This window comes from Alkanindiges illinoisensis DSM 15370 (assembly GCF_000619845.1).
GTDB classification, from domain to species: Bacteria; Pseudomonadota; Gammaproteobacteria; order Pseudomonadales; family Moraxellaceae; genus Alkanindiges; species Alkanindiges illinoisensis.
This window is the reverse complement of sequence record NZ_JHUX01000004.1, coordinates 59,250-81,716: the sequence shown is the minus strand read 5'-3', so window position 1 is coordinate 81,716 and position 22,467 is coordinate 59,250. Positions and strand designations below refer to the sequence as shown.

Below are 22,467 nucleotides of genomic sequence, written 5' to 3'. Positions count from 1 at the left end.
AAATAGAATTTATTGGTATTCAGCTAAGAAATAGTAGGTACAAATTTTAATTATTTAGAGTACAATCGCAAACCTTTTACGGGAAATTTACTGGGGGAAGCTTCTTACAAAGGAGCTTTTGCAGACAAAAAACCAGCTTGAGGACCTCTCATGCAGATCGGAATTCCAGCCGAAACGGTTGCAGGCGAAACACGCGTTGCTGCAACACCTGAAACGGTTAAAAAATTGACCGCAAGCGGGCACACCGTTGTGATTGAACGCGGTGCTGGCGTTAGAGCCGCTTATATTGACAGTGCTTATGAACAAGTGGGTGCAACCCTGACGGATAATGCCTATACCGGCAGTAAAATTATCCTTAAGGTACGTGCGCCTTCTGGCGATGAAATTAAGCAGCTCGAAGCCAATAGTATTATTGTTGCGACTTTCGATCCGTACCGTAATCCAGAGCTGGATGCGTTTGCGGCCCAGCAAGTTTCTGCTTTTGCACTTGAATTACTGCCACGTACCCTGTCGCGCGCCCAGAATATGGACGTGCTGTCTTCGCAAGCCAACCTTGCAGGCTACAAATCGGTACTGCTGGCGGCTAACGAATATCAGCGTATGTTCCCGATGCTGATGACCGCTGCCGGTACAGTAAAACCTGCCCGTGTTGTGATTATGGGTGTTGGTGTTGCTGGCTTGCAGGCCATTGCAACCGCCAAGCGTCTGGGCGCTATTGTAGAAGCGACTGACCTGCGTCCAACCGCCAAAGAGCAGGTTGAGTCGCTGGGCGGCAAATGGCTTGATGTGCCAATGTCCGATGAAGAAAAAGCCCGTGCTGCCGAAGCTGCTAAAAGCGGTTATGGCTGGCAGCCCGGTGAGCAGTACATCAAGGATCAGGCTGCCATTGTGGACAAAGCCGTTTCCAATGCGGATATCGTGATTACCACAGCACTGATTCCTGGCCGCAATGCCCCACGCCTGATCAATGCGACCACCGTTGCCAAGATGAAACCCGGTTCAGTGATTCTGGACATGGCAGTTGAAACGGGCGGTAACGTGGAAGGCTCACAGGTTGGTGAAACCGTTGTAACCGCCAATGGTGTCAAGATTCTGGGTATCCCAAACATTCCTGCCACGCTGGCCACTGAAGCGTCTGCATTGTATGCGCGTAACGTGTTGAATTTCGTTGAAACTTTATTTGATAAAGAAAAAAATCTGGTTTTGAGCCAGGACGATGAAATTCAAAAAGCCCTGTTGGTAACCCATGGCGGCCAAGTGCTGCTCAAACGTGGTTAAGGAGCACAATCATGGTTGAAACGATAACGATTTTTGTACTGGCCATTTTTGTGGGCTATTACGTGGTGTGGGGTGTTACACCAGCATTGCATACACCCTTAATGGCGGTAACCAATGCGCTGTCCTCCATTATTATTGTTGGTGCCATGCTGCAAACTGTTGGCTTACCGGCAATTGGCATAGATGGAAACGTGGCGTTCCAGAGCGTTAACGTGGTTAGTGTGCTGGGCGCTGTTGCAGTATTCCTGGCCAGCATTAACATTTTTGGTGGTTTTGCAGTAACAGCACGTATGCTGGAAATGTTCAAGCCTAAAGCCAAAAAAGCGGCCAAAGAGTAAGGGGCAGGATTGATGGAATTTATACGTGAATATGCCAACTGGTTTTATTTAATCGGTGCGGTCCTTTTTATTCTGACATTGCGTGGCCTGTCTGGTCCCAAGACTGCAATTGCAGGTAACCGTTATGGCATGGTTGCCATGGCAATTGCTGTAATCACCACATTCTTTGTTGCTGACCATCCGGTTGTACCCATGATTCTGGGTGCGATGGTGCTGGGTGCCGTGGTGGGTATTGCCCGCGCGCGTACTGTACCGATGACCCAGATGCCAGAAACGGTAGCGCTGATGCACTCACTGGTTGGTCTGGCAGCAGTCCTGATTGCCATTGCTGCAATCTTGCACAACAACCAGCTGATTGATCTGTTTGCAAATAATGAAGCAGCATTAACCACTGCCGGTGTAGAGCATGCACACATGAGCAAGGTTCATTTGTTTGAACTGTTCGTGGGCTGTTTTGTGGGTGCGATCACCTTTACAGCGTCTGTATTTGCCTATGGCAAGCTGGCGGCTAAAAAGTGGGCCAAAACCATTAAAGGTGGCTGGGTTAAACCGGTTCAGGCCATTATCTTTATTGCCATGCTAGCTAGCGGCTTTGTGTTCTTTAGCACTGGCAACATGCAAGCCTTCTGGGCCATGACAGTGCTGGCACTGGCCTTTGGCTGGGTGTGGATTGCACCAGTGGGTGGCGGTGACATGCCCGTGGTGGTATCCCTGCTGAACTCATTTTCTGGCTGGGCGGCGGCAGGTATTGGTTTTACCCTGGAAAACAACATGCTGATTGTGGCAGGTTCTCTGGTGGGTTCATCCGGTGCCATTCTATCCTACATCATGTGTAAGGCAATGAACCGCTCTATCATCAACGTATTGTTTGGTGGTATCGCAACTGCTGGTGCAGCAGGTGGCGCAGAGGCTGGAGAAGTTAAACAGCGTAACTACCGTTCTGGTTCTGCCGACGATGCTGGCTTCCTGATGTCAAACGCAGACAGCGTGGTCATTGTACCGGGTTATGGTATGGCGCAAGGCCGTGCTCAAAACGCGGTTAAAGAACTGGCTAATCTGCTCAAAGAGCAGGGCGTGACTGTACGCTTTGCAATCCATCCGGTTGCTGGCCGTATGCCGGGCCACATGAACGTATTGCTGGCTGAAGCCGACGTTGCCTATGAAGACATTCTGGAAATGGATGAAATCAACTCCGATTTCCCGGCCACTGATGTGGTGCTGGTGATTGGTGCAAACGACGTGGTTAACCCTGCGGCGAAAGATGATCCAAGCTCACCAATTTATGGCATGCCTATTCTGGAAGCCCACAAGGCACGCACCATTATGGTGATCAAGCGTTCCATGGCAACTGGTTATGCTGGTCTTGACAATGACCTGTTCTACAATGACAAGACCATGATGATCTTTGGTGATGCCAAGAAAGTTGTGGAAGACATGACCAAAGCGATTAATGGTGGCGGTCACTAAGACTGGCTAATTATCTTAAAAGTCATTGATTCAAAAAAAGCTGTCCAATCGGGCAGCTTTTTTTATAGCGAGTTTTTGATCGCTAATTTTAAGAAAATTGCTTAAGCCAGCGTAAAAATTAAGTTTTGCTTAATATCTTGGCATGCTGTTTGCGTTGTCCCCTGTAATCATCAAAGGGGATGAACATGTGTAATCAGCGTTGGGTATCAATATTTTTCATGGTGGCTGGCTTGGGGAGTACAGGCATTGCCTATGCCGCGCCCGATAATCTGGGTGAAATCAAGCTGGCAGTGGACAGCGTCTGGGTGGTGGTGGCAGCCATGCTGGTGTTTATGATGCAGGCTGGCTTTGCACTGGTCGAAGGCGGCATGGTCCGCAGCAAGAATGCCGTGAATGTCATTATGAAAAACTATCTGGATGCCTGTTTTGGTGGCTTGGTGTTCTGGGCAGTGGGTTATGGCCTGATGTTCGGCACCAACAGCACTGGCTGGTTTGGGGCAAGTCATTTTTTCCCGGAAAAAATGGCCGACTGGGATTGGACGTTCATGTTCTTTCAAATGATGTTTGCTGCAACAGCCACCACCATTGCCAGCGGTGCCATGGCAGAACGTATTCACTTTGTGGCTTATCTGGCTGGTGCCTGTCTGGTGAGTGGTCTGATTTATCCGGTATTTGGCAGCTGGGCCTGGGGCAGTGCCCATGGTGGTGACGGCTGGCTCAAGGCAATGGGATTTATTGACTTTGCCGGCTCTACTGTGGTGCATTCGATTGGCGGCTGGGTGGCACTGGCTGGCATTATCGTGCTAGGGCCACGAATGGGCCGATTTGATAGTCAGGGTCGTGCCCGCCATATTCCGGGCCATAATCTGAGCCTAGTTGCGCTAGGTGGTTTTATGCTGTGGCTGGCGTGGTTTGCCTTTAATGCGGGTTCAACAGTGGCAGCAGGGGGCAACATTGGCAAGATTGCACTAAATACCCATCTGGCGGCCTGTGCAGGTACTGTAACTTATCTGTTGCTGAGTTTAATACGCGGTAAAGCCATTTTGCTCACTGGTGCGATCAATGCCAGTCTGGGAGGATTGGTGGCGATTACTGCTGGATGTGCCAGCATGTCACCAATATTTGCCATTTTGACCGGCCTTATCGCAGGTATTGTGGTGACTTACGGGCCTTTGTTGCTGGAGCGACTAGGGTTGGATGATGTAGTCGATGCCGTGAGTGTGCATGGTTTTTGCGGAGCATGGGGCACCATTGCAGCGGGTTTATTTTTTGAAGGACAGTTATTTAATCTGAACCGGGTTTTGGTGCAGTGCATTGGTGTTTTTTCAGGATTTATATGGGGGTTTGGTGCAGCGCTGGTAGTGTACTTTGTTCTGAGCAAATTACTGGGCGGCCTGCGTGTATCACCACAGCATGAACAGCGTGGTCTGGATTATACCGAACATGCCGAACTGGCCTATCCCGAATTTCAGGATGCTGCGGTATTTGATCCTGATCAGTTGAATACCCGTCGCTAGTGCTCATACAGGGAGGAGTGAAAACCATGAATTCTGATGCAAAGACGCACCTGAGTGTGGCGCAAAAGCGGCAAGCCGTGGAAGAGGGATTAAAACCTTTTTTGCCGGATGATTACCTGCAGGACATACTGGAATTCTGGGAACTGCACTATAGCCATGAACCGGCATTCGTCCTGCAACGGTTTTTAAATGAAATTTGCACCACTGCCACTTTAAAGTCCCAGCGTTCCCAAATGTTGCAAAGCGTCCTGCTGGCCCTGTCAGCACGGGAGCGGGACAACCAGCTTGCCAGCAAGAAAACCAAGCCGGGAAAACCGATATTGCGCCATGCTGAATCACTGGACATGCCCACCCGGTTTAAAGGGGATGAACACGCTCAGGCCTTAATGCAATGCTTTACTGCGCTAAGCCAGCGCCTGTTTAAAACTGCACCTGCCCAGATTGATCGTAGCCTGCGACTATACCTGATGGATACCATTCCCAAGCTGAAAATGGCGAGTGACAGCATTCATGCCTTACGGCTGTGGACAGGGACGGATATGGAAGCACCACCCAGCAGCTTGCTGACCATTGAGGATATGCAGCAGGTGATTAACCTGATTTATAGCGCCCTATGTGAGTATGTGGGGCCAGTGAAGGCAGATCGGCAATTATCTATGGCGGTCAAGTTTCTGGAAGAAAATCATCCAGAATGGCCTATTCGTCAGTTGCTGTAGAGAGACTAGACTTATTACCGCAAATGGTTATAGGTACACAACAAAAAAGCAGGTCATATCCCTGCTTTTTTACTGGCTCACACCAGACCAGTCAGCTTTTTTAGCGAAGCTAAATGTCTATACCAGCAGTTATTTCTCAACCGGACGCCACAGGCTTTCCAGATCATAAAACTTGCGGGCTGTTGGCAACATCACATGTACCACAACAAATCCTAAATCAATCAGAATCCATTCGGCATCACGCTCACCTTCAACACCAACAGGGCGGTATCCCTGTTTTTTGGCTTCTTCAGCCACATTGTCAGCCAGCGCTTTCACATGACGGGTTGAGGTTCCACTGGCAATCACAACCATATCAGAAATATTGGTCAGACCAGTAACGTCAAGCTCAACAATATTTTGGGCTTTGACATCATTCAAGGCAAAACGTACGATTTCAAGGCATTCTTGTGCATTTTTATCGGTTTGATTTGCGGCGGAAAGTGCAGAGTTTGCGATAACACCAGTAGTAGTAAAGGTTTTATCGGATGTTGATGATTGACCTCGAGAAGGTTCAATATTCATACAGGGAATTAAATCCATACAATTAGGCACTATTACTATAGCGCAAATCTAAAAAAATTTCAATTTTGGTGTAATTGTTTTATTTTTAATCAATTAATGAAAAATTAGCCATTTCACGGTTAAAAAATGGCTAATAAAGACGGTTAAAAAATGTAAGAATTTTAGACAAACCTACTTTTGGCCGCTATAAGTGCTGGCTGTAACTCTTAATTAATCAGGCTGAACATTGCGCTGAATGGCCTGAATCGCAGTGAGTGCAATGGTGTAAACAATGTCATCAACCAGCGCCCCACGAGACAGGTCATTGACCGGCTTGTTTAAGCCTTGCAGCATAGGGCCAACGCTCACCACATTGGCACTACGCTGTACGGCCTTGTAAGTGGTATTACCAGTATTTAAATCGGGGAAAATAAACACGGTGGCACGTCCGGCAACGGGTGAATTGGGCGCTTTTTGCTGGCCTACACTTTCAATGGCCGCAGCATCATACTGGAGCGGGCCATCAATCAGCAGGTCTGGACGGCGCTCGCGGGCAATGCGGGTGGCTTCACGAACTTTGTCAACATCGGTGCCTGAACCGGATTCACCGGTGGAATAGCTAATCATGGCAACGCGTGGTTCTATGCCAAATGCCAGTGCAGATTCAGCACTTTGAATGGCAATTTCAGCCAGCTCTTGAGCATTCGGGTCTGGATTAATGGCACAGTCGCCATACACCACCACCTGATCCGGCAGCAGCATAAAAAACACCGAAGAAACCAGTGAGTAATCGGGTGCTGTTTTAATCAGCTGGAAAGCCGGGCGCACGGTATTGGCCGTGGTATGTACAGCGCCTGACACTAGGCCATCCACTTCGCCCAATGCCAGCATCATGGTGCCCAACACGACGGTGTCCTGCAACTGGGCTTCGGCCATTGGCTCGGTGAGTTTGCCTTTACGGCGTTCAACCATGGCACTAATGTACTGGTGGTGAATCAGGTTGGGATCAATGATTTCCAGATCAGGCGGCAGGGTAATGGCACGCGCCTTGGCGACTGCTTCGACTTCTTCAGGCTTGGCCAGCAAGATGCAGTGAGCAATACCGCGTGACTGGCAAATGGCTGCGGCCTGTACGGTTCTGGGTTCGGCGCCTTCAGGCAGTACAATCCGTTTTTTATGGCTTAGCGCGCGTTGCACCAGCTCATGCCGGAAGGCGGAAGGCGACAGCCGGGTTGCATAAGTGAGGGCACTGTGTGCCTTGAGCCAGTCCAGGTCAATATGACTGGACACAAAGCGGGTGACCTGTTCGGCGCGTTCAATGTCATCACTGGGGATTTCATTACTCATCTGGCTTAAGCGGCTCACGGTTTCAAAAGAATCCATGCTAACCGACAGTACGGGCAGACCAGTTTTTAAGGCCGGGCGGCATAACTCAACAATGGCGGGATGAGGGATATAGCCACCTGTTAGCAGTACGCCAGCCAGCGGAACACCATTCATGCTGGACAGTGCCGCAGCCACCAGAATGTCATCACGATCACCAGGCGTGACAATTAATGTACCCGGCTTAAAGCCCGGCAAGGCATTGCTTACGGTACGCGCCGTCAAACTGGTGCGCTGTACCCGGCGCTGTTCAGCGTCGCCCATATTGAGCCACTCGGCATTCAGGACATCGGCCACATCCAGCGTGCGTGGCACACTCAAGGTATTACTAAACGGCACCAAGCCAATAATCGGAAACTGCTCGGTGCCCACCAGTGGCGAGAATGGCTGTACCTGTTCAATCAGCTGTTGTAAAGGCTGAGTCAGGCGCAGTGAGCTATCGGTGGCCAGTGGAATTTGTGCGCTATCAGCGGGCAAGCCCTGTACCCGCATTAAAATGGTGCCCAGGGTACGTGGTGACACAGTGCCGCCAAAAGGCCGCAAATGCATATCAATGCGGTCGGCCAATGCTTCCGGGTTTTGCATGTCTGCTGTGGTAACCAGAATTACTTTGGCATCAAGGGCCTGCGCCAGACCAATATTTAACTGGGCAGCATAACTGGCTTCTCCGGTAGGCACCACACCTTCCACTACTACCATATCCTTGCCCTGTGCCGCATCATGGTACAGGCTAATCACTTTTTCCAGCAGTTCATCCAGCTGGTTATCACCCAGCATGCGTTCTACCTGATGCTGGCCAATGGCAAGCGGAGGATTAAGGCCAAAGGTGCGGCCTACCAGTGCCGAGGAACGATCCGCACCACTGCCATTCAGTTCGGTTTGTACAAATGGTTTTAAAAAGCCCGATTTAATGCCCAGACAATCCAGTGCATGAATAAGCCCCAGACACGCTGACGTCAAACCAACGCCAATGCCGGTAGGAACCAGTAAAAATGTTTTCATTTTGCTTTCCTTTAATGCTTTTAACCTAATCTATAAAACTCATCCGATGGCTTGACTTTATTCAACCAGCCCTAAAACCTGACGGGTCTCCGCAGCAATCCGGCCTTCTTCATCGGTGGGAATTACCCAGATTTGCGGGCCTTGTCCGGCGTCGATGCGACCTTCTGCACCCGCGTACATGCGCTGGTTTTTTTCATCGTCCAGCGTGCAGCCAAAATGTGGTAGCAAACCAATAGTTTTAGCGCGGATATCTGCTGCATTTTCACCAATGCCACCGGTAAAAATCAGGCCATGCAGGACAGGCAAGGCACAACTCATGGCTGCCAGTGACTTGGCCAGCCGATAGCAAAACACATCCACCGCAAGCTGTGCTTTTTCATTGCCCTGTTTGGCAGCATCCACTAGCGTGCGCATGTCATTCGACAGCCCGGACAGGCCCAGCAAGCCACTGTTACGGTTTAGCACCTCATCAATTTTAAGCAGTGACCAACCCAGATTATCAGCCAGAAAACGGTGCAAGCCGGGATCAACATCGCCACTACGGGTGCCCATCACCACACCTTCCAGTGGAGTCAGGCCCATGCTGGTGTCCATGCTTTGGCCATTCCAGATGGCGCAAGTGGAACAGCCGTTGCCTAAGTGAGCCGTTAGCCAGCCGCCCTGATCTGGCATACCGGCAAGTATACTGGCGCGCTCACTCACATAAGCATGACTGGTGCCATGAAAGCCATAACGGCGCACCCCGTAGTCTGTATATAAATTTTCTGGAATGGCATAGCGATAGGCTTGCGGCGGCATGCTTTGATGAAAAGCCGTATCAAACACGGCCACTTGCGGCAAGCTGGGAAATAACGCCAGCGTGGCTTCAATACCCAGCAGGTTGGCCGGATTGTGCAATGGGGCCAGCGCCGAAGTTTGCCGGATGCTGGCCATCACCTGTGGATCAATCTGCACGGCCTGCGTAAATTTTTCACCTCCATGGACAACCCGGTGTCCAATTGCAGCAGGCTGATGATTTGACAACTGGTTAAGAATGTATTGCAGCGCATCGGCATGGCTGGCTGGTTTTGCCTGTGCATCATTATTGTCGTTAAACTGATAGTTAAACGTACTGCCATCCGCCTGTGTTCCTTTAATCCGGGCCTGTGCCGTACCCAGATTTTCGGCCAGCCCGGCAATCCGCTGCTCAGCGCCAGTGCCAATCAGGGCATATTTAATGGATGAAGAACCGCAATTGATTACCAGGATGCAAGCAGACATATCATTCTCAGAATAAATTCCAGACCAAAGCAAAATATAAAGCCCATCAAGGCCATAACAAACCCTACAGCAAAGTTGCACAGTGTGCTAAACGACAAAAGTAGCAAATAATGGTTAAGCATTTAAGTATTAAACAGTAAGCTTTAATGAATCTTAAATGAAACTGAGAATTGTTTTTATATAGGAATAATTTTTATAAACACTATTGTAAGATAGGTTTTTCAGAATTTTTTAAGTGGGGAATCGCAATGATTAAAACCGGAATGTATACAGGTTTGCTGAGTGCAGCACTACTGTTGGCTGGTGTGGCCAACGCGCATGAAGCCTATATTTTGCCATTAAGTGATTTACCGGAAGGCAAGCAGGTGCTGCTGCATGCAGGGTATACCGAGGATTTGTTTGTTCCGGAATTTCCATTAAAGGCGCAGTATTACAGTGTCAATCCACAGGGAAAACAGCAGGAATTGACCCCCCTATCTGGCCTGCAAAGTGCGACTGTGCTTGAGTTGCCCATGGAACAGCCAGGCACTTACAAGGTTTTTGCACAGGCTGAACACAGCACCAACTATGCCCGGCAGAATGGACTGTGGAAGGCAGTATATGACATGCCTGCTGATAAGGCGCCTGCAGCCAGTGAGCGTCCCTATTTAATTACCAGCGAAGTCAAATCCACTGATCAGAAGCTCACCAGCAAGGCTCATGGTCAAGTGGTGAGCTATGTCACAAAAGGTGAAGCAACCCAACAAGCACTGACCCTTGATAACAAAGGTCTGGCGCTGAAATTCAGCCAGCATCCCAACCAGCTTAAACAATCCGAAGGTTTAAATTTTCAGGTGCTGTTTAATGGCAAGCCTGCGGCAAATACGGGTTTGCATGTTGAAAAGGCGGGTACCATGCATCATGATGAAGACACTGAAGCTAAACCGGATGTGATGTCTGATAAAGACGGGCAGGTACGGATTCAATTTGCACAGCCGGGCCAGTATTTAATTAAAACCAGTTACCCGCAAACCAAGGCTGGTGAGCAGCCTGCGGCTGATGTGTATCATTATGCGCTGACCGTGACCGTAAGATAATTTGTTATTCATTCAGCAGGCATAAAAAAAGGGCTGCATCTGCAACCCTTTTTTATTTTCCAAAAGATTTTCCGGTTAGATTAATGGCGAATCTGGCCATCACCCAGCACAATCCATTTTTGTGAGGTCAGACCTTCCAATCCTACAGGCCCGCGTGCATGAATCTTGTCGGTAGAAATGCCAATTTCAGCACCCAAACCATATTCAAAACCATCGGCAAAACGAGTAGAGGCATTAACCATTACCGAACTGGAATCCACTTCGCGCAGGAACTGGCGCGCCATACTGTAGTTTTCGGTCACAATGGCATCGGTATGATGCGAGCCATACTGGTTAATATGGTCAATGGCTTGAGTGATGCCATCAACAATCTTGATCGCCAGTACTGGCCCCAGATATTCGGTATACCAGTCTTCTTCACTGGCTTTGGCAACCACCGTTTCACCCAGAATCCGGCGGGTTTCATCACAGCCGCGCAGCTCTACGCCTTTTTCCAGATACAGCTCGGCAATCATCGGCAGGAAATCTTCAGCAATGGGTTCATCCAGCAGCAGGGTTTCCATTGCATTGCACACGCCATAACGGTGGGTTTTGGCATTAAAGCAAATGGGCAGGGCTTTTTGCAGGTCGGCCTGACGCTCTACAAACACATGGCAGTTGCCGTCCAGATGCTTGATTACCGGAATACTGGCTTCATTGGTAATGCGCTCAATCAGGCTTTTGCCACCGCGCGGTACAATCACATCAACAAATTGCGACATGGTAATCAGCAAGCCCACAGCAGCCCGATCCGGTGTGTCAATCACTTGTACACAATGTTCAGGCAAATGGGCAGCCCGCAAGCCATTCTGAATGCATTTGGCAATGGCCTGATTGGATTCAAAGGCCTCAGAGCCACCACGCAAAATAATAGCATTACCGGACTTTAACGCCAGAGACGCTGCTTCCAGTGTGACATTGGGACGCGATTCATAAATCATTCCCACCACACCCAGTGGCACCCGCATTTTGCCAATCTGGATACCCGACGGACGGTAAGCCAGATCGGTAATCACCCCCACCGGGTCAATCAGCGTAATCACATCCTGTAGACCCTGTAACATGCCTTCAAAACGTGCAGGAGTGAGTTCCAGCCGATCCAGCAAGGCAGCATCCAGATTACGTTCCTGACCGCGCTGCATGTCTTTTGCATTGGCTGCCAGAATTTGCTGACGTCCGGTTTTAAGTGCATCATAAATACAGGATAGTGCAGCATTTTTCTTTTCTGTCGGCGCACCTGATAGCACCCGTGCGGCAGCACGTGCTTGTTGCCCTAACGTTTGCATATAATCATTGAGTGATGCGGACATTGATATTTCCAATAAGGTATAAAGATTGAATGGGCTAGTTTAGCAGCAAACTACTTTTAGCGGTATATTTGAAGCAATTGTGCGGATTGTGTCACTGTTCAAGATCTTTTGTTCATCAGAATTATATTATTTTAGTAGTTAATATGCTGTTCACAAGCCAGCAACTTATGGTATATCTAGCAATCACAGAAAGTCTGTAATGAAATGACCAGTAAAGGAATAACTGGAAATGCTGACAGTGATGTCATAAAAGAAATGTAGGTAGCTATGTGAATGGAATTCATGCTGCTTATTACTGAAATTAGCCACGCTATACCAAGGGATGTCGTGGGGTTACAAGGAGTGTGTTATGAATGCCGTGTGGGCGTTAGGGCAACAGGATATGCATGATAGCTTGATCCAGCGAATTCAACCTCATTGTTTTTTTGACACCTATACGCGTAACAGCTTTAAGGAACCCAGCCGGGCACACTGGATTGATGGCTGGAAAATCGAATATGTGGCCTTTGGCCTCGAAGAAACCATGCATTTGCCGCCAGTGGTAATTATTGGTGGTGCCTTTCAAAACTTTAATTCCTATAAATACTGTGTAGAACAACTGCTGGAATGTGGCCCTATCATTCTGGTGGACTTGCCCTCAATGGGCGGTAACCAGCAAATTACCAATGTGGAAACAGGTGCGTCTGCAGGTATTCTGGAATTGCCAGAGCTATCAGGCATGCTGGGCCGCTGGATGGATGAAGTGGGCTTAAACAAGGTTTCCATTATGGGCATGTCACTGGGTTCAGTGGTGGCTTCCCATTTTGCTGACCAGCGTCCTGAAAAAATTGAGCGGCTGGTGCTGATGGGCGTGATGCAAAAAACCCGTCCCAGCTGGCGCATGTTGCTGGAAGAATCCCTGCACCTGATGCGTGAAGACCGCATGGAAGAATTTGGTCAGGCTGTCATTTTGTACCTGATTAACCATGCCCGCCTTGACCAGACCCGGATGTCACCCACAGCCAAGCGCTTGTTTTTTAGGCAAATGGCGGATTTTGCGACCACAGAACGCCTGCGCTACGAAATTAATTGTAATCGCTTATTACGTCTGCAACACGTGCCCAGTCCACAATGCAAAACCATGGTGGCTTGTGGTGAATTTGACAGCTTTACCCTGCCATTTGAAAATGCCAACTTTGCCCTGCAATGCAAGGACATGCAGTTTGCCATGATTGAAAATGCCGATCATGTACCTCAATTGCAGCGCCGCAAGGAAACCATGAACCTGTTTGCAACGTTCCTGCAAGGCAAAGACATTGCCGAAGTGGAAGGCGTGCGGGTGCTAAACCGTGAGCAAATGCAAAACATGGAGCGCCGCGGAGAAGCACGGCTACAGCTTAAACAGTCCAGCTATCTGATGCGCCACCGGGTACAACCTGAGCTGGAAACCCAAGTTAATGTGGTAGACATTAACTTTTTCGGTGTGCTGATTGATGCAGGCAGTGTAGAAATGGCGCAGCAACTGTTGTCACAGCCGCGTGATATGCGCTTGTGCCTGACTGATATTGACGGACAAGAGCTTGGACTGGAATGCCTGATTTTTGAGGCACAGGGGCAGCGGGTACGTGCCTTGTTCAAGCATGGCAATTTTGAAAATGCTGCACGTTTGCAGGATTTGCTGAAAAGTGATGCGGTGGTCGGTCTTTTAAGTTGAGTGGCTGTAATTTTACATGTCAGTTTTAAAATTTAATTAATAAGATTTGAAATAACCAGTTTTACTGGCAGTAAGGCTATTTCCGACTTACTGCCAGTTTTTTTATGCCTTGATGAACCAGTTTATATTATCTTTTTCTAAAGCTCGGCGTGGCTAACTCTTATAAAAGCAAAACTTATAAAAACCATGCCTGTTAATACAAATGGGTAACAGGCATGAAGCCGGATTAGTAGCCTGTCAGGTTGTTATAAATTTCCCACAGGGCAATCAGAATCAGCAATGCAATTAATGGTTCCAGGACTAAAAAGAAACGTGGTGCTGGGCGTTGTGGAGGCAGCTCAATGGCTGCATGGCCATAAGCGTGATCGTGCTGGTCGTGATGTAAATCCGGATCATGCGCTACAGCAGGATCGTTGTGGTGTGCATGGTCAGGCGTTTGCGTGTTCATTTGGCTGGCATCCATCATGAGTTTATTCAAGCTTGCAATACTGGCGTTAAGATCAACGGCTGTTTCTGTAGCAGCAGTCTGGCCCTGTAGTTCCGTCAAGTTTAACACGTGCCACACCTGATCTGGCGCAGCACCAGCCAGATACTCCGTCTGTCCCTGAATCAGTTCAGACACCCCGGCTTGTTCCAGATTGGCAGTGCTGTCCAGTGCATGAATTTCATTACTGGCATAGCCATATAACTGGTCAAGTACGGTTTTAAATTCGCTAACAGGCAGGGCAGAAGTTGCTGCAAGCTGGCTGATGGCCTGATCATCAAGGCCCTGCCAGAATATGTCATGCTTTTGTGCTGCAATGGCCTGATACAAGGCCTGACTGTTGCTACGGTCAAGCACAATAAGCTGACCCAGCACAATGGCTAGCAATTCACGCTGGCCGTTATCATCAATAGCTGGCACAAGAGCCTGAATCTCAGTCTGGCGACTATTTTGCAAGTGATCAAGTAATGAAAACGCCATTCGGTGTTCCTCGGTTAAGCTAAAAACCTGTTAATACCGCCTGTTAATCCAAAATACGCAAGCTGGGTTTTTTGACTGGAGCTGTAGCAGCATTCTGGTCAGCAGCCTGATCTGTTTCATTTTGACCACCATCTACGGACTGATCTGCGGCACTGGCTTGATAGCCTTCATATTCCTGCGGGTCAAAAAATAGGCCTTGTCCATTTTCGCGTGCATACAGTCCCAGTACGGCAGCCATCGGAATATACAATTGCTGTGAAACGCCGCCAAAACGGGCGCTAAAGCTGACTGCATCATTGTCCATCACCATCTGGTGTACGGCATGCGGTGCAATGTTTAATACAATCTGGCCATCCTGTACATGCTGGCGCGGTACATGCACGTTGGGCAGTTCAGCATTGACCAGCAGGTAAGGTGTCAGTTTGTTGTCATTGGTCCATTCATAAATTGCCCGGAGCAAATACGGACGAGTTGGGATCATTTCAGTAGACATGGCATTACCTGTACAGTGGATTTTGCTGTTTATGGCGTTCTGATTCAGTCAGCGAGGCAATAAAAGCAGGTCGTTCAAAAAGTCTTTTACAATAGGCCAGCAGCGGCTTGCAATGGGCGCTTGGTAAATGAATCTGCATTTGTGGCAGACGCCATAACAGTGGCGCTAATATACAGTCGTTATAGCCAAATTGCTCACTCATAAAAAATGGAAAGTGAGAAAACAGGGGCGACAGGCTCACCAGTGACTGGCTTAAGCTATGACGCGCCTCGCGGGCGGCTTTTTCGTCCAGTGTATCGGGATGGCGGAGCAGGATATCAGCCAGTTTCATCCAGTCCTGTTCGATACGCCATGCATACTGGCGCTGTTCAGCACGCAGGTTTGGCGTGTCGGGGAGCAGCTTGGCCTGCCGGTAACGCTCGTCCAGATATTCTAAAATGACATGGCTTTCATACAGGCGCACCTGACGTTCCACCAGCGTTGGCAACTGATTATAGGGATTGAGGTCGGCCACATCTTCGGAAAATTCATCCACCAGCACCAGTTGGTACTTCACATTTTTTTCGGCCAGCGCCAGCCGGATGCGATGGCTATAATGATCATCGGGATGGCTATAGAGAACAATACCTTGCTGGGGAGCTAACTCGTTATTCATATTGCCAAAAGGCTATGTCAATAAAATTTCAGGATACTTGAGATTATAGCGCGATTAAATGGATTGCCCGGTAATAACATCGTTTTATTTTTGCAGGCTTAAGCATTTTAATTTTTGTGACATTAAATGCGTTATGTTTAATCACACGCTAGAGTGTCCTAACTTGGCGATGGTGAGTCAAACTGGTAGGAGCAACCAATGAATCTGGATTTGTTTGAAGGATTGCCTGATGAAACAGAAAAAGCTGAGCCTGAAAAAACCAGCATCGAAAAAATTGGTGAGCAGTCGGTGGTACTGCGCCAGTTTGCCAGCGCCATGCAGCATGAGTTAATAACGGCAATTGACCAGATTACGGCACACGCGCCATTTCGGCAGATGGTTACGCCGGGAGGTTACCGGATGTCTGCTGCCATGACCAATTGTGGCACACTGGGCTGGGTGACGGACCGGCAGGGCTATCGCTATCAACCGCTTGATCCATTGACCGGCAAACCATGGCCAGCGATGCCGGTTATCTTTAAAACATTAGCAATACAGGCTGCCAGCCTTGCCGGGTTTAATGATTTTCAGCCGGACGCCTGCCTGATCAATGAATATGCCATTGGTGCAAAAATGTCGCTGCATCAGGATAAAAATGAAAAAGACCTAAGCCAGCCCGTGGTATCGGTATCACTAGGGATTGCTGCCACGTTTTTGTTTGGTGGGTTGCAACGGCAGGATAAACCGCAAAAAATTTTGCTACAGCATGGCGATGTGGTGGTATGGGGCGGGGTAGACCGCTTGCGCTATCATGGTATTTTAGCGTTAAAGGCTGGCTGTCATCCGCTACTCGGTGAACGACGTATTAACTTTACTTTTCGGCGTGCAGGTTAAATAAAGGCAGGCTACAACACGATGATAGAATCTTCTGGAATTAGCGTAAATCAAAAACAGGTGTTTAAACAGGCCAGCAGCTTTCTGGCCAGCCTTGATGATGACTGGCAACAACACATTGCCAGAGTGGGAGAATGCCAGCTTGACCTAAAACCGGTGCAACAGCCATATGAAGCCCTGATTCGGGCCATTGCACACCAGCAACTACATGGCAAGGCAGCACAAGCCATTTTAAATCGGCTGCTAGTGCTTTATGAGGGAAAGTTTCCCACCGCCATGCAACTGGTGCAGACTGATCCACAGCTGATTCATGCCTGCGGATTTTCAGCGCGTAAGCTGGACAGTATTCTGGGCATTACACAGGCCCAGTTGCAGGGTGAAATTCCTGATTTTAGTACTGCCCAGCAAATGCAAAGTGAACAGTTGATTGCGCAGTTAACCCAGCTAAAAGGGGTTGGACGCTGGACGGTTGAAATGCTACTGATTTTTAATCTGGGGCGGCTGGATGTGTGGCCAGTGGATGATTATGCAGTGCAACAGGGCTATCGGCGGCTTAAAAAACTGGAACAGGCCCCCAGCAAAAAGGAGTTGCGCACCATTGGTGAACAACTGGCGCCTTATCAAAGTGTGGCAGCCTGGTATCTATGGCGTATGATGGATTAAACATTGCTTAGCTGCTTTTAAAATCATTCGCTTGAGTAGTACAGGAGTTTGTCATGCCCGTTCAGTTGCCCAATAAGTTACCGACCATTGGCACCTCGATTTTTACCCAAATGACGCAACTGGCCCAGCAAACCGGGGCATTGAACCTGTCGCAGGGTTTTCCAGATTTTGACAGTCCGTCGCAACTGCTGGATGCGCTTAAAGCTTATGCCAGTCAAGGCTTTCAGCAATATGCACCGATGCAGGGATTGCCTTCCTTGCGCGAACAAGTGGCACTTACCATTCAACAGCGCTATGGCTGGCTAGCGGATGTTGCCAGTGAAGTTGCCATTACCCCCGGTGCAACAGCTGCGATTTTTTGTGTGATTCAGGCGGTGGTGCAGGCAGGTGATGAGGTGATTGTGTTTGATCCCTGCTATGACAGTTATGATCCGGCCACCCGACTGGCAGGTGGCGTGTGCATTCATGTACCATTGCAAACTGATTTTTGCATTGATTGGAACCGTTTTAAAGACACGATTTCGGCCAAAACACGGTTGGTGATCATTAATTTTCCGCATAATCCCAGCGGGGCTGTCATCACCTTGCAGGATTTGAAAACCCTGTATGACATCATCGAACCGTACAATATTGTGGTGCTCAGTGATGAGGTCTATGAGTATCTGGTATTTGATGGACAATCGCATGCCAGTGTGCTTGGCTTGCCGCAGTTGGCTGCGCGCTCGTTTATGATTGGTTCGTTTGGCAAAACCTTTCATGTCACAGGCTGGAAAACCGGCTATGTGGTGGCACAACCGGAACTGATGCAGGCGTTTTTAAAGGTACACCAGTATGTGAATTTTTGTGGGGTTACACCAATCCAGCATGCATTGGCAAGGTTTATGCAGCAGCATCCCGAGCATATTAATCAATTAGCCAGTTTTTATCAGGCCAAGCGCGACCTGTTCTGCCAGTTACTCCGGCCTTCAGCCTTTAAATTGCTACCCAGCCGGGGCACCTATTTTCAGTTGCTGGATTATTCAGCCGTTCGCAATGATTTGAATGATGTGGCCATGAGCCAGTGGCTGGTGCATGAGCACGGCATTGCCACCATCCCCATTTCGGTGTTTTACGCACAGCCCATTCAAGACCAGCGCCTGATTCGCTTGTGTTTTGCCAAAACTGAAGCCACCTTGCAACAGGCAGCACAACGCCTTTGCCAGATTGCCTAAAACTTCATTGATGGGGTGGTTTCACCGTTAATCTTGGGCATCAGTCGGCTTGGGATCATCCTGTTGACGCAGCATTTGCAGGCCAATTTCAATTTGCTGTTGGATGTAATCACGCAGCGCCATTTTTTCTTCATCAGAGGCATTGATGTCTTTATGCCGGGTGGTCAGGCGTGGCATAAACTGGTAAGCCAGTGCCTTGGGCTTGGGTAAAAAGGGAATGTGTTTGTAACCGGTAACAATGGGAAAGAAAAACTCGCCATGACGCAAGAATCTTGCAGAAAAACCACTTTTTTGTGCCAGTTTGCCCAGCCATGATTGTTTAAAGTCATTGCCATCATAGACAATGTCCAGCGTTTCCTCGCCACCCAGTGCAGCAAATGGAATAATGTCATAGCCATGCTGGATGGCCAGTTCAATAAAGCCCAGACGCTGCTTCCAGAATAGCTGATAGGCCTCACCCTTGTGCTTGAGCACTTCACGCGAACCACCCGGATAAATTAGGATATGCTGCTGGGCCTGCATCAGCCTGTCCACTGCCTGCCGTGTGCCATCAAAGGCGCCAAACTGTTGCAGTGCATCCCGCCACAGCGGAAAATAAAAATGAAAATGATCAGCCAGACCACGCAGCCAGATTTTTTTATGCTGGTAAATCCCTAGCACAAAGGCCGGGGAATCAAAACCATAAATGGTGTGATTGCCCACATATAATGCTGGCCGTTTGGGATCAAGATGCTCCAGCCCATAAAAACGTGGCTTAAACCAGCGTTTGCTCAGCCACCAGACCGGCTGTACCAGCGGAGCAGGCAGCGGTTGAAAATCAGCAACAAGGCTTGAGGATGTGTTCATGGCAAGTCGTCTTGAAATTATTAACAGCGTAAAGTGGGGCAATCAAAGGTTTGGTTGTAGCTTGAACCTTAGTGAATCACAAGACAGATTTGTAGCGTAAATTTGGTGGTTAATGTACAACAAAGCCCTGGCGATCACTAAGCTAAACATTAAAGATATTTAATGAAGCTGGAAAAACGGGATTAAAAAGCAGGCAATAAAAAACCCCGGTTTCCCGGGGTTTTTGCACAACTCGCCCAAAAGGGCAAACGTATTAACGTTTGGAGAATTGTGGACGCTTGCGCGCTTTGCGCAGACCGAGCTTTTTACGCTCAACTTCACGCGCATCACGGGTAACAAAACCAGCCTGACGCAGTGCAGATTTCAGGGTTTCGTCAGTTGCAATCAGCGCACGGGTAATACCGTGACGAATTGCACCAGCCTGACCACCGATACCACCACCTTTAACAGTGACGAAAATATCGTATTTGCCAACAGCGTCGATCAGCTCTAATGGCTGACGAACCACCATACGGGCAGTTTCGCGACCAAAATAGGTGTCTAGATCACGGTTGTTGATAGTGATTTTACCTGAACCTGAGGACAGGAACACACGAGCGGTTGCGGTCTTACGGCGACCAGTACCATAATTAGTTGCCATGTCGTTTCTTCCTTAGATGTCCAAAACCTGTGGCTGTTGAGCAGTATGTGGATGCTCACTGCCAGCGTATACTTTCATTTTCTTGATCATGGCATAGCCCAGAGGACCTTTTGGCAGCATGCCTTTAACGGCACGTTGCAGCACTTCTTCTGGCTTGTGGTTGATCAGCTTTTCAAAGTTGGTTTCTTTCAAACCACCTGGGAATTCGCTATGACGATAGTACATTTTGTTCTGGGACTTAGTACCAGTCACTTGTACACGCTCAGCGTTGATGACAACAATATAGTCGCCAGTATCAACGTGAGGGGTAAAAGATGTCTTGTGCTTGCCACGTAGGCGACGAGCGATTTCAGTCGCGAGACGACCGAGAGTTTTGCCTGATGCGTCAACAACATACCAGTCGTGTTGCACTTCAGCAGGCTTGGCGCTGAGAGTTTTCATTGACCACTACCTATTATCGTTGGTTTGAACCTTAAAACAGTCCAAACAAAATGGAGCGCGAATTTTAGTGAAAATTGAGCAAAATAACAACCTTTGCCAAGATAAAAAGCAAAAGTTTTACGGATTAATCTATAGGATGCCAAGCTAATTTTGCACGAGGGTCATCATCCGCTACAGTATAATCTCCTAATGATGTGCTATTGCCTGCAGCGACTGGCCCAATTAATACACCCATGTGTTATTCAGGTACGTTTGGGTATTGATTGGAACTTGAACTTGGCTTTAGTATGCGCAAGGCCAGGTGAGGGTTAAATCCCATCAACTGGTGTGACACAGGACAAATGCAAAAACAGGGATTATGCTTGGGTTCATGGACAGGCTGTATAATAAGCGGCCAGATGAATGACAATGATTTTTGATGACATACCAATAAGTGTTAACCATTCAATGCAAAATGATTTACGCCATACAGCATTACTCAATTCTGGTAGGCCAGGCGCTGCTTTAAGCCGTCTTGGTGCAGCGATTGTACTGGCACAGTTGATGCTGGCACCTGCCCAAGGCTTTGCGCAGGAAGTACCCACTAAAAAACTGTCGGTCAAGCAGCGGCTAACTCAGAAGGTGAGTAATTTGCAGGCGGCTTTTCAAAATACGCCGCCTGACAACCGCATTAGTGTGTCCGAGCTGACACTATCACAGCCGGAGTCGTATGGTGCCCCTATGTTTGACAACGGCAGTGCAGCCACCCCCGGTACATTGCCCACTATTGAAATACAGGCTAATCCTGATGCAGCCATTGTAAGTAGCAGTAATGCAGACAGTAGCTATCTGGATTTAATCCGGGCCATTCAGATTGCAGTCAACCGGCATCCGGCCATTGCCCAGACACTGGCGCAACTATCCAGTGAATATAGTCAAGTTGATGTCGCCAAGGGCGGTTACTGGCCACAGGTACAGGCTGGTGTTACCACAGGCCGGATTGGAACATCGGAGGCAGGCCGCCAGCTTTTAAGCCTGAATGCCACGCAAACGTTGTATGACTTTGGCAAGGTGCGCAGTAATGTGGATGCTGCACAGGCCAGTGTAGACCAGCAAAAAGCCGTGGTGCTCAAGCAAATTGATAATATTGCACTGCAAACCGCAGAAGCCGTGGTAAATGTGCGGCGCTATCAGGAACTCAAAAAAATTGCCGAACAGCAGGTGAGCGGGGTTGCCCGTATTCTGGAGATTACCCGGCTGCGGGCACGCGCAGGTATTAGCAGTCAGGCTGATCCGGTGCAGGCACAGGCACGTTATGAAGGCGCACAGGCCACGCTGCTACAAACGGAAACTGCGCTTAACCAGTGGCGTGAGAAATTAAGGACACTGGTAGGTGGTGCCTTGCCACAACAGGTTGCTGATATTCCAGGCGTCTTGGTGCAGCAGGCGCAGCTTTATGACAATCCACCGATTAATTCCTTGCCGGATATTATTGCTACAGAAGCCGCACGACGCGAAGCACAGGCCCAGCGGCAAAATGCCCATGCCCGGCGTTATCCCACACTGGCTGTAGAAGGTTCAGTCAGCCGTGCCATCAATGGGCGCAACCCCAGTAATGCCGATGATGACGGCACTTACAGTTCAGTAATGTTTGCCTTGAACAGTAACCTGTCGCAAGGCGGCGCATTGTCTGCATCAGAGCGGGCCGCCAGTTATGCCGAACAGGCAGCGCGGGCCAGAATTCAGGCCACTTATCTGGATGTGACCGATCAGGCACGCAGTTTTCGTGAGCAGATTCTGGGCGCACAGCAACGGTTAAATGTACTGGCTGACCGCGAGCAGGCCATTATTCAAACCCGTGAGCTGTATCAGGAACAATACAAGCTGGGCACACGCACCGCGCTGGATTTGCTGAACTCCGAGCAGGAAATTCATCTGGCCGCCACTGACCGGGAAAATACCCGCTACGATATCTGGAACAATGTGGTGAATTATATTGCCATTACCGGACGTTCCAGAGCAGTTTATGGCTTAAACAATACCACCATACAAGGCATGGACATTCAACCATGAGTCAGCC

The 22,467-nt window shown here is 48.9% G+C and carries 21 protein-coding genes; 11 read left to right on the top strand and 10 right to left on the bottom strand.

Translation table 11 applies throughout. The annotated features are described in order from the left end of the window. The first annotated feature begins 150 nt into the window (after window positions 1-150). The 5 genes from Q337_RS0109190 (at window position 151) to Q337_RS18375 (ending at window position 5,316) form a co-directional block, all read left to right on the top strand. Window positions 151-1,278, top strand: a complete 1,128-nt coding sequence (locus Q337_RS0109190; protein WP_026471353.1) for a Re/Si-specific NAD(P)(+) transhydrogenase subunit alpha — start codon at window positions 151-153, stop codon at window positions 1,276-1,278. A gap of 11 nt (window positions 1,279-1,289) precedes the next feature. Then, window positions 1,290-1,616, top strand: coding sequence for a proton-translocating transhydrogenase family protein (locus Q337_RS0109185; protein WP_026471352.1), 327 nt, complete (start codon window positions 1,290-1,292; stop codon window positions 1,614-1,616). 12 nt (window positions 1,617-1,628) lie between these two features. After that, entirely contained in the window at window positions 1,629-3,083 is a 1,455-nt protein-coding gene (locus Q337_RS0109180; protein ID WP_026471351.1) for an NAD(P)(+) transhydrogenase (Re/Si-specific) subunit beta, read from the top strand. A 218-nt stretch (window positions 3,084-3,301) separates the two neighbouring features. Next, window positions 3,302-4,600: an ammonium transporter gene (locus Q337_RS0109175; RefSeq protein ID WP_156935777.1), complete on the top strand. Its 1,299-nt coding sequence runs from the start codon at window positions 3,302-3,304 to the stop codon at window positions 4,598-4,600. A 26-nt stretch (window positions 4,601-4,626) separates the two neighbouring features. After that, window positions 4,627-5,316, top strand: coding sequence for a hypothetical protein (locus Q337_RS18375; protein WP_026471349.1), 690 nt, complete (start codon window positions 4,627-4,629; stop codon window positions 5,314-5,316). Between the two features lie 129 nt (window positions 5,317-5,445). Here Q337_RS18375 and rsfS read toward each other — a convergent pair whose 3' ends face one another. The 3 genes from rsfS to Q337_RS0109155 all read right to left on the bottom strand — a co-directional run bounded on the left by rsfS (window position 5,446) and on the right by Q337_RS0109155 (window position 9,504). Beyond that, window positions 5,446-5,880, bottom strand: coding sequence for a ribosome silencing factor (rsfS, locus tag Q337_RS0109165; RefSeq protein ID WP_026471348.1), 435 nt, complete (start codon window positions 5,878-5,880; stop codon window positions 5,446-5,448). A 210-nt stretch (window positions 5,881-6,090) separates the two neighbouring features. Next, window positions 6,091-8,244, bottom strand: a complete 2,154-nt coding sequence (gene pta, locus Q337_RS0109160) for a phosphate acetyltransferase (RefSeq protein WP_026471347.1) — start codon at window positions 8,242-8,244, stop codon at window positions 6,091-6,093. Window positions 8,245-8,301: 57 nt separating this feature from the next. Beyond that, window positions 8,302-9,504, bottom strand: coding sequence for an acetate/propionate family kinase (locus Q337_RS0109155; protein ID WP_026471346.1), 1,203 nt, complete (start codon window positions 9,502-9,504; stop codon window positions 8,302-8,304). A gap of 248 nt (window positions 9,505-9,752) precedes the next feature. Here Q337_RS0109155 and Q337_RS0109150 point away from each other — a divergent pair, with 248 nt between their 5' ends. After that, window positions 9,753-10,580 (top strand): DUF4198 domain-containing protein, encoded by an 828-nt coding sequence (locus tag Q337_RS0109150; RefSeq protein WP_026471345.1) that lies wholly within the window; start codon window positions 9,753-9,755, stop codon window positions 10,578-10,580. A gap of 80 nt (window positions 10,581-10,660) precedes the next feature. Here the strand turns inward: Q337_RS0109150 and Q337_RS0109145 are convergent, their stop codons facing one another. Then, entirely contained in the window at window positions 10,661-11,929 is a 1,269-nt protein-coding gene (locus Q337_RS0109145) for a glutamate-5-semialdehyde dehydrogenase (protein WP_026471344.1), read from the bottom strand. Between the two features lie 382 nt (window positions 11,930-12,311). Between Q337_RS0109145 and Q337_RS0109140 the strand changes: the two genes are divergently transcribed. After that, window positions 12,312-13,622, top strand: a complete 1,311-nt coding sequence (locus Q337_RS0109140; RefSeq protein WP_051526810.1) for an alpha/beta fold hydrolase — start codon at window positions 12,312-12,314, stop codon at window positions 13,620-13,622. A 226-nt stretch (window positions 13,623-13,848) separates the two neighbouring features. Here the strand turns inward: Q337_RS0109140 and Q337_RS0109135 are convergent, their stop codons facing one another. From Q337_RS0109135 to Q337_RS0109125, 3 genes are read right to left on the bottom strand one after another with little or no spacing between them, the layout of a single operon-like run. Then, complete coding sequence (locus tag Q337_RS0109135; RefSeq protein ID WP_026471342.1) at window positions 13,849-14,586, bottom strand: hypothetical protein; 738 nt, start codon at window positions 14,584-14,586, stop codon at window positions 13,849-13,851. A gap of 43 nt (window positions 14,587-14,629) precedes the next feature. After that, window positions 14,630-15,067 (bottom strand): ClpXP protease specificity-enhancing factor, encoded by a 438-nt coding sequence (locus Q337_RS0109130; protein WP_322835828.1) that lies wholly within the window; start codon window positions 15,065-15,067, stop codon window positions 14,630-14,632. A 16-nt stretch (window positions 15,068-15,083) separates the two neighbouring features. Further along, window positions 15,084-15,734 (bottom strand): glutathione S-transferase N-terminal domain-containing protein, encoded by a 651-nt coding sequence (locus tag Q337_RS0109125; protein ID WP_026471340.1) that lies wholly within the window; start codon window positions 15,732-15,734, stop codon window positions 15,084-15,086. Between the two features lie 198 nt (window positions 15,735-15,932). Here Q337_RS0109125 and alkB point away from each other — a divergent pair, with 198 nt between their 5' ends. Genes alkB through Q337_RS0109110 form a run of 3 tightly spaced genes read left to right on the top strand, consistent with a single transcriptional unit; the run spans window position 15,933 to window position 18,481 of the window. Further along, window positions 15,933-16,607: a DNA oxidative demethylase AlkB gene (gene alkB, locus Q337_RS0109120; RefSeq protein ID WP_034279845.1), complete on the top strand. Its 675-nt coding sequence runs from the start codon at window positions 15,933-15,935 to the stop codon at window positions 16,605-16,607. A gap of 21 nt (window positions 16,608-16,628) precedes the next feature. Beyond that, a complete protein-coding gene (locus tag Q337_RS0109115) occupies window positions 16,629-17,270 on the top strand; it encodes a DNA-3-methyladenine glycosylase family protein (protein ID WP_034279842.1) in 642 nt (213 codons plus the stop codon). A 53-nt stretch (window positions 17,271-17,323) separates the two neighbouring features. Continuing rightward, on the top strand, window positions 17,324-18,481 hold the full coding sequence (locus Q337_RS0109110; protein ID WP_026471337.1) for a methionine aminotransferase: 1,158 nt from the start codon (window positions 17,324-17,326) through the stop codon (window positions 18,479-18,481). Between the two features lie 27 nt (window positions 18,482-18,508). Here the strand turns inward: Q337_RS0109110 and Q337_RS0109105 are convergent, their stop codons facing one another. The 3 genes from Q337_RS0109105 to rplM all read right to left on the bottom strand — a co-directional run bounded on the left by Q337_RS0109105 (window position 18,509) and on the right by rplM (window position 20,408). Further along, complete coding sequence (locus Q337_RS0109105; RefSeq protein ID WP_051526749.1) at window positions 18,509-19,327, bottom strand: lysophospholipid acyltransferase family protein; 819 nt, start codon at window positions 19,325-19,327, stop codon at window positions 18,509-18,511. Window positions 19,328-19,580: 253 nt separating this feature from the next. Then, complete coding sequence (gene rpsI / locus Q337_RS0109100) at window positions 19,581-19,967, bottom strand: 30S ribosomal protein S9 (protein ID WP_026471335.1); 387 nt, start codon at window positions 19,965-19,967, stop codon at window positions 19,581-19,583. Between the two features lie 12 nt (window positions 19,968-19,979). After that, complete coding sequence (gene rplM / locus Q337_RS0109095; protein WP_026471334.1) at window positions 19,980-20,408, bottom strand: 50S ribosomal protein L13; 429 nt, start codon at window positions 20,406-20,408, stop codon at window positions 19,980-19,982. A gap of 447 nt (window positions 20,409-20,855) precedes the next feature. Here rplM and Q337_RS0109090 point away from each other — a divergent pair, with 447 nt between their 5' ends. Continuing rightward, entirely contained in the window at window positions 20,856-22,460 is a 1,605-nt protein-coding gene (locus tag Q337_RS0109090; protein ID WP_169733756.1) for a TolC family outer membrane protein, read from the top strand. Window positions 22,461-22,467: the final 7 nt, after the last annotated feature.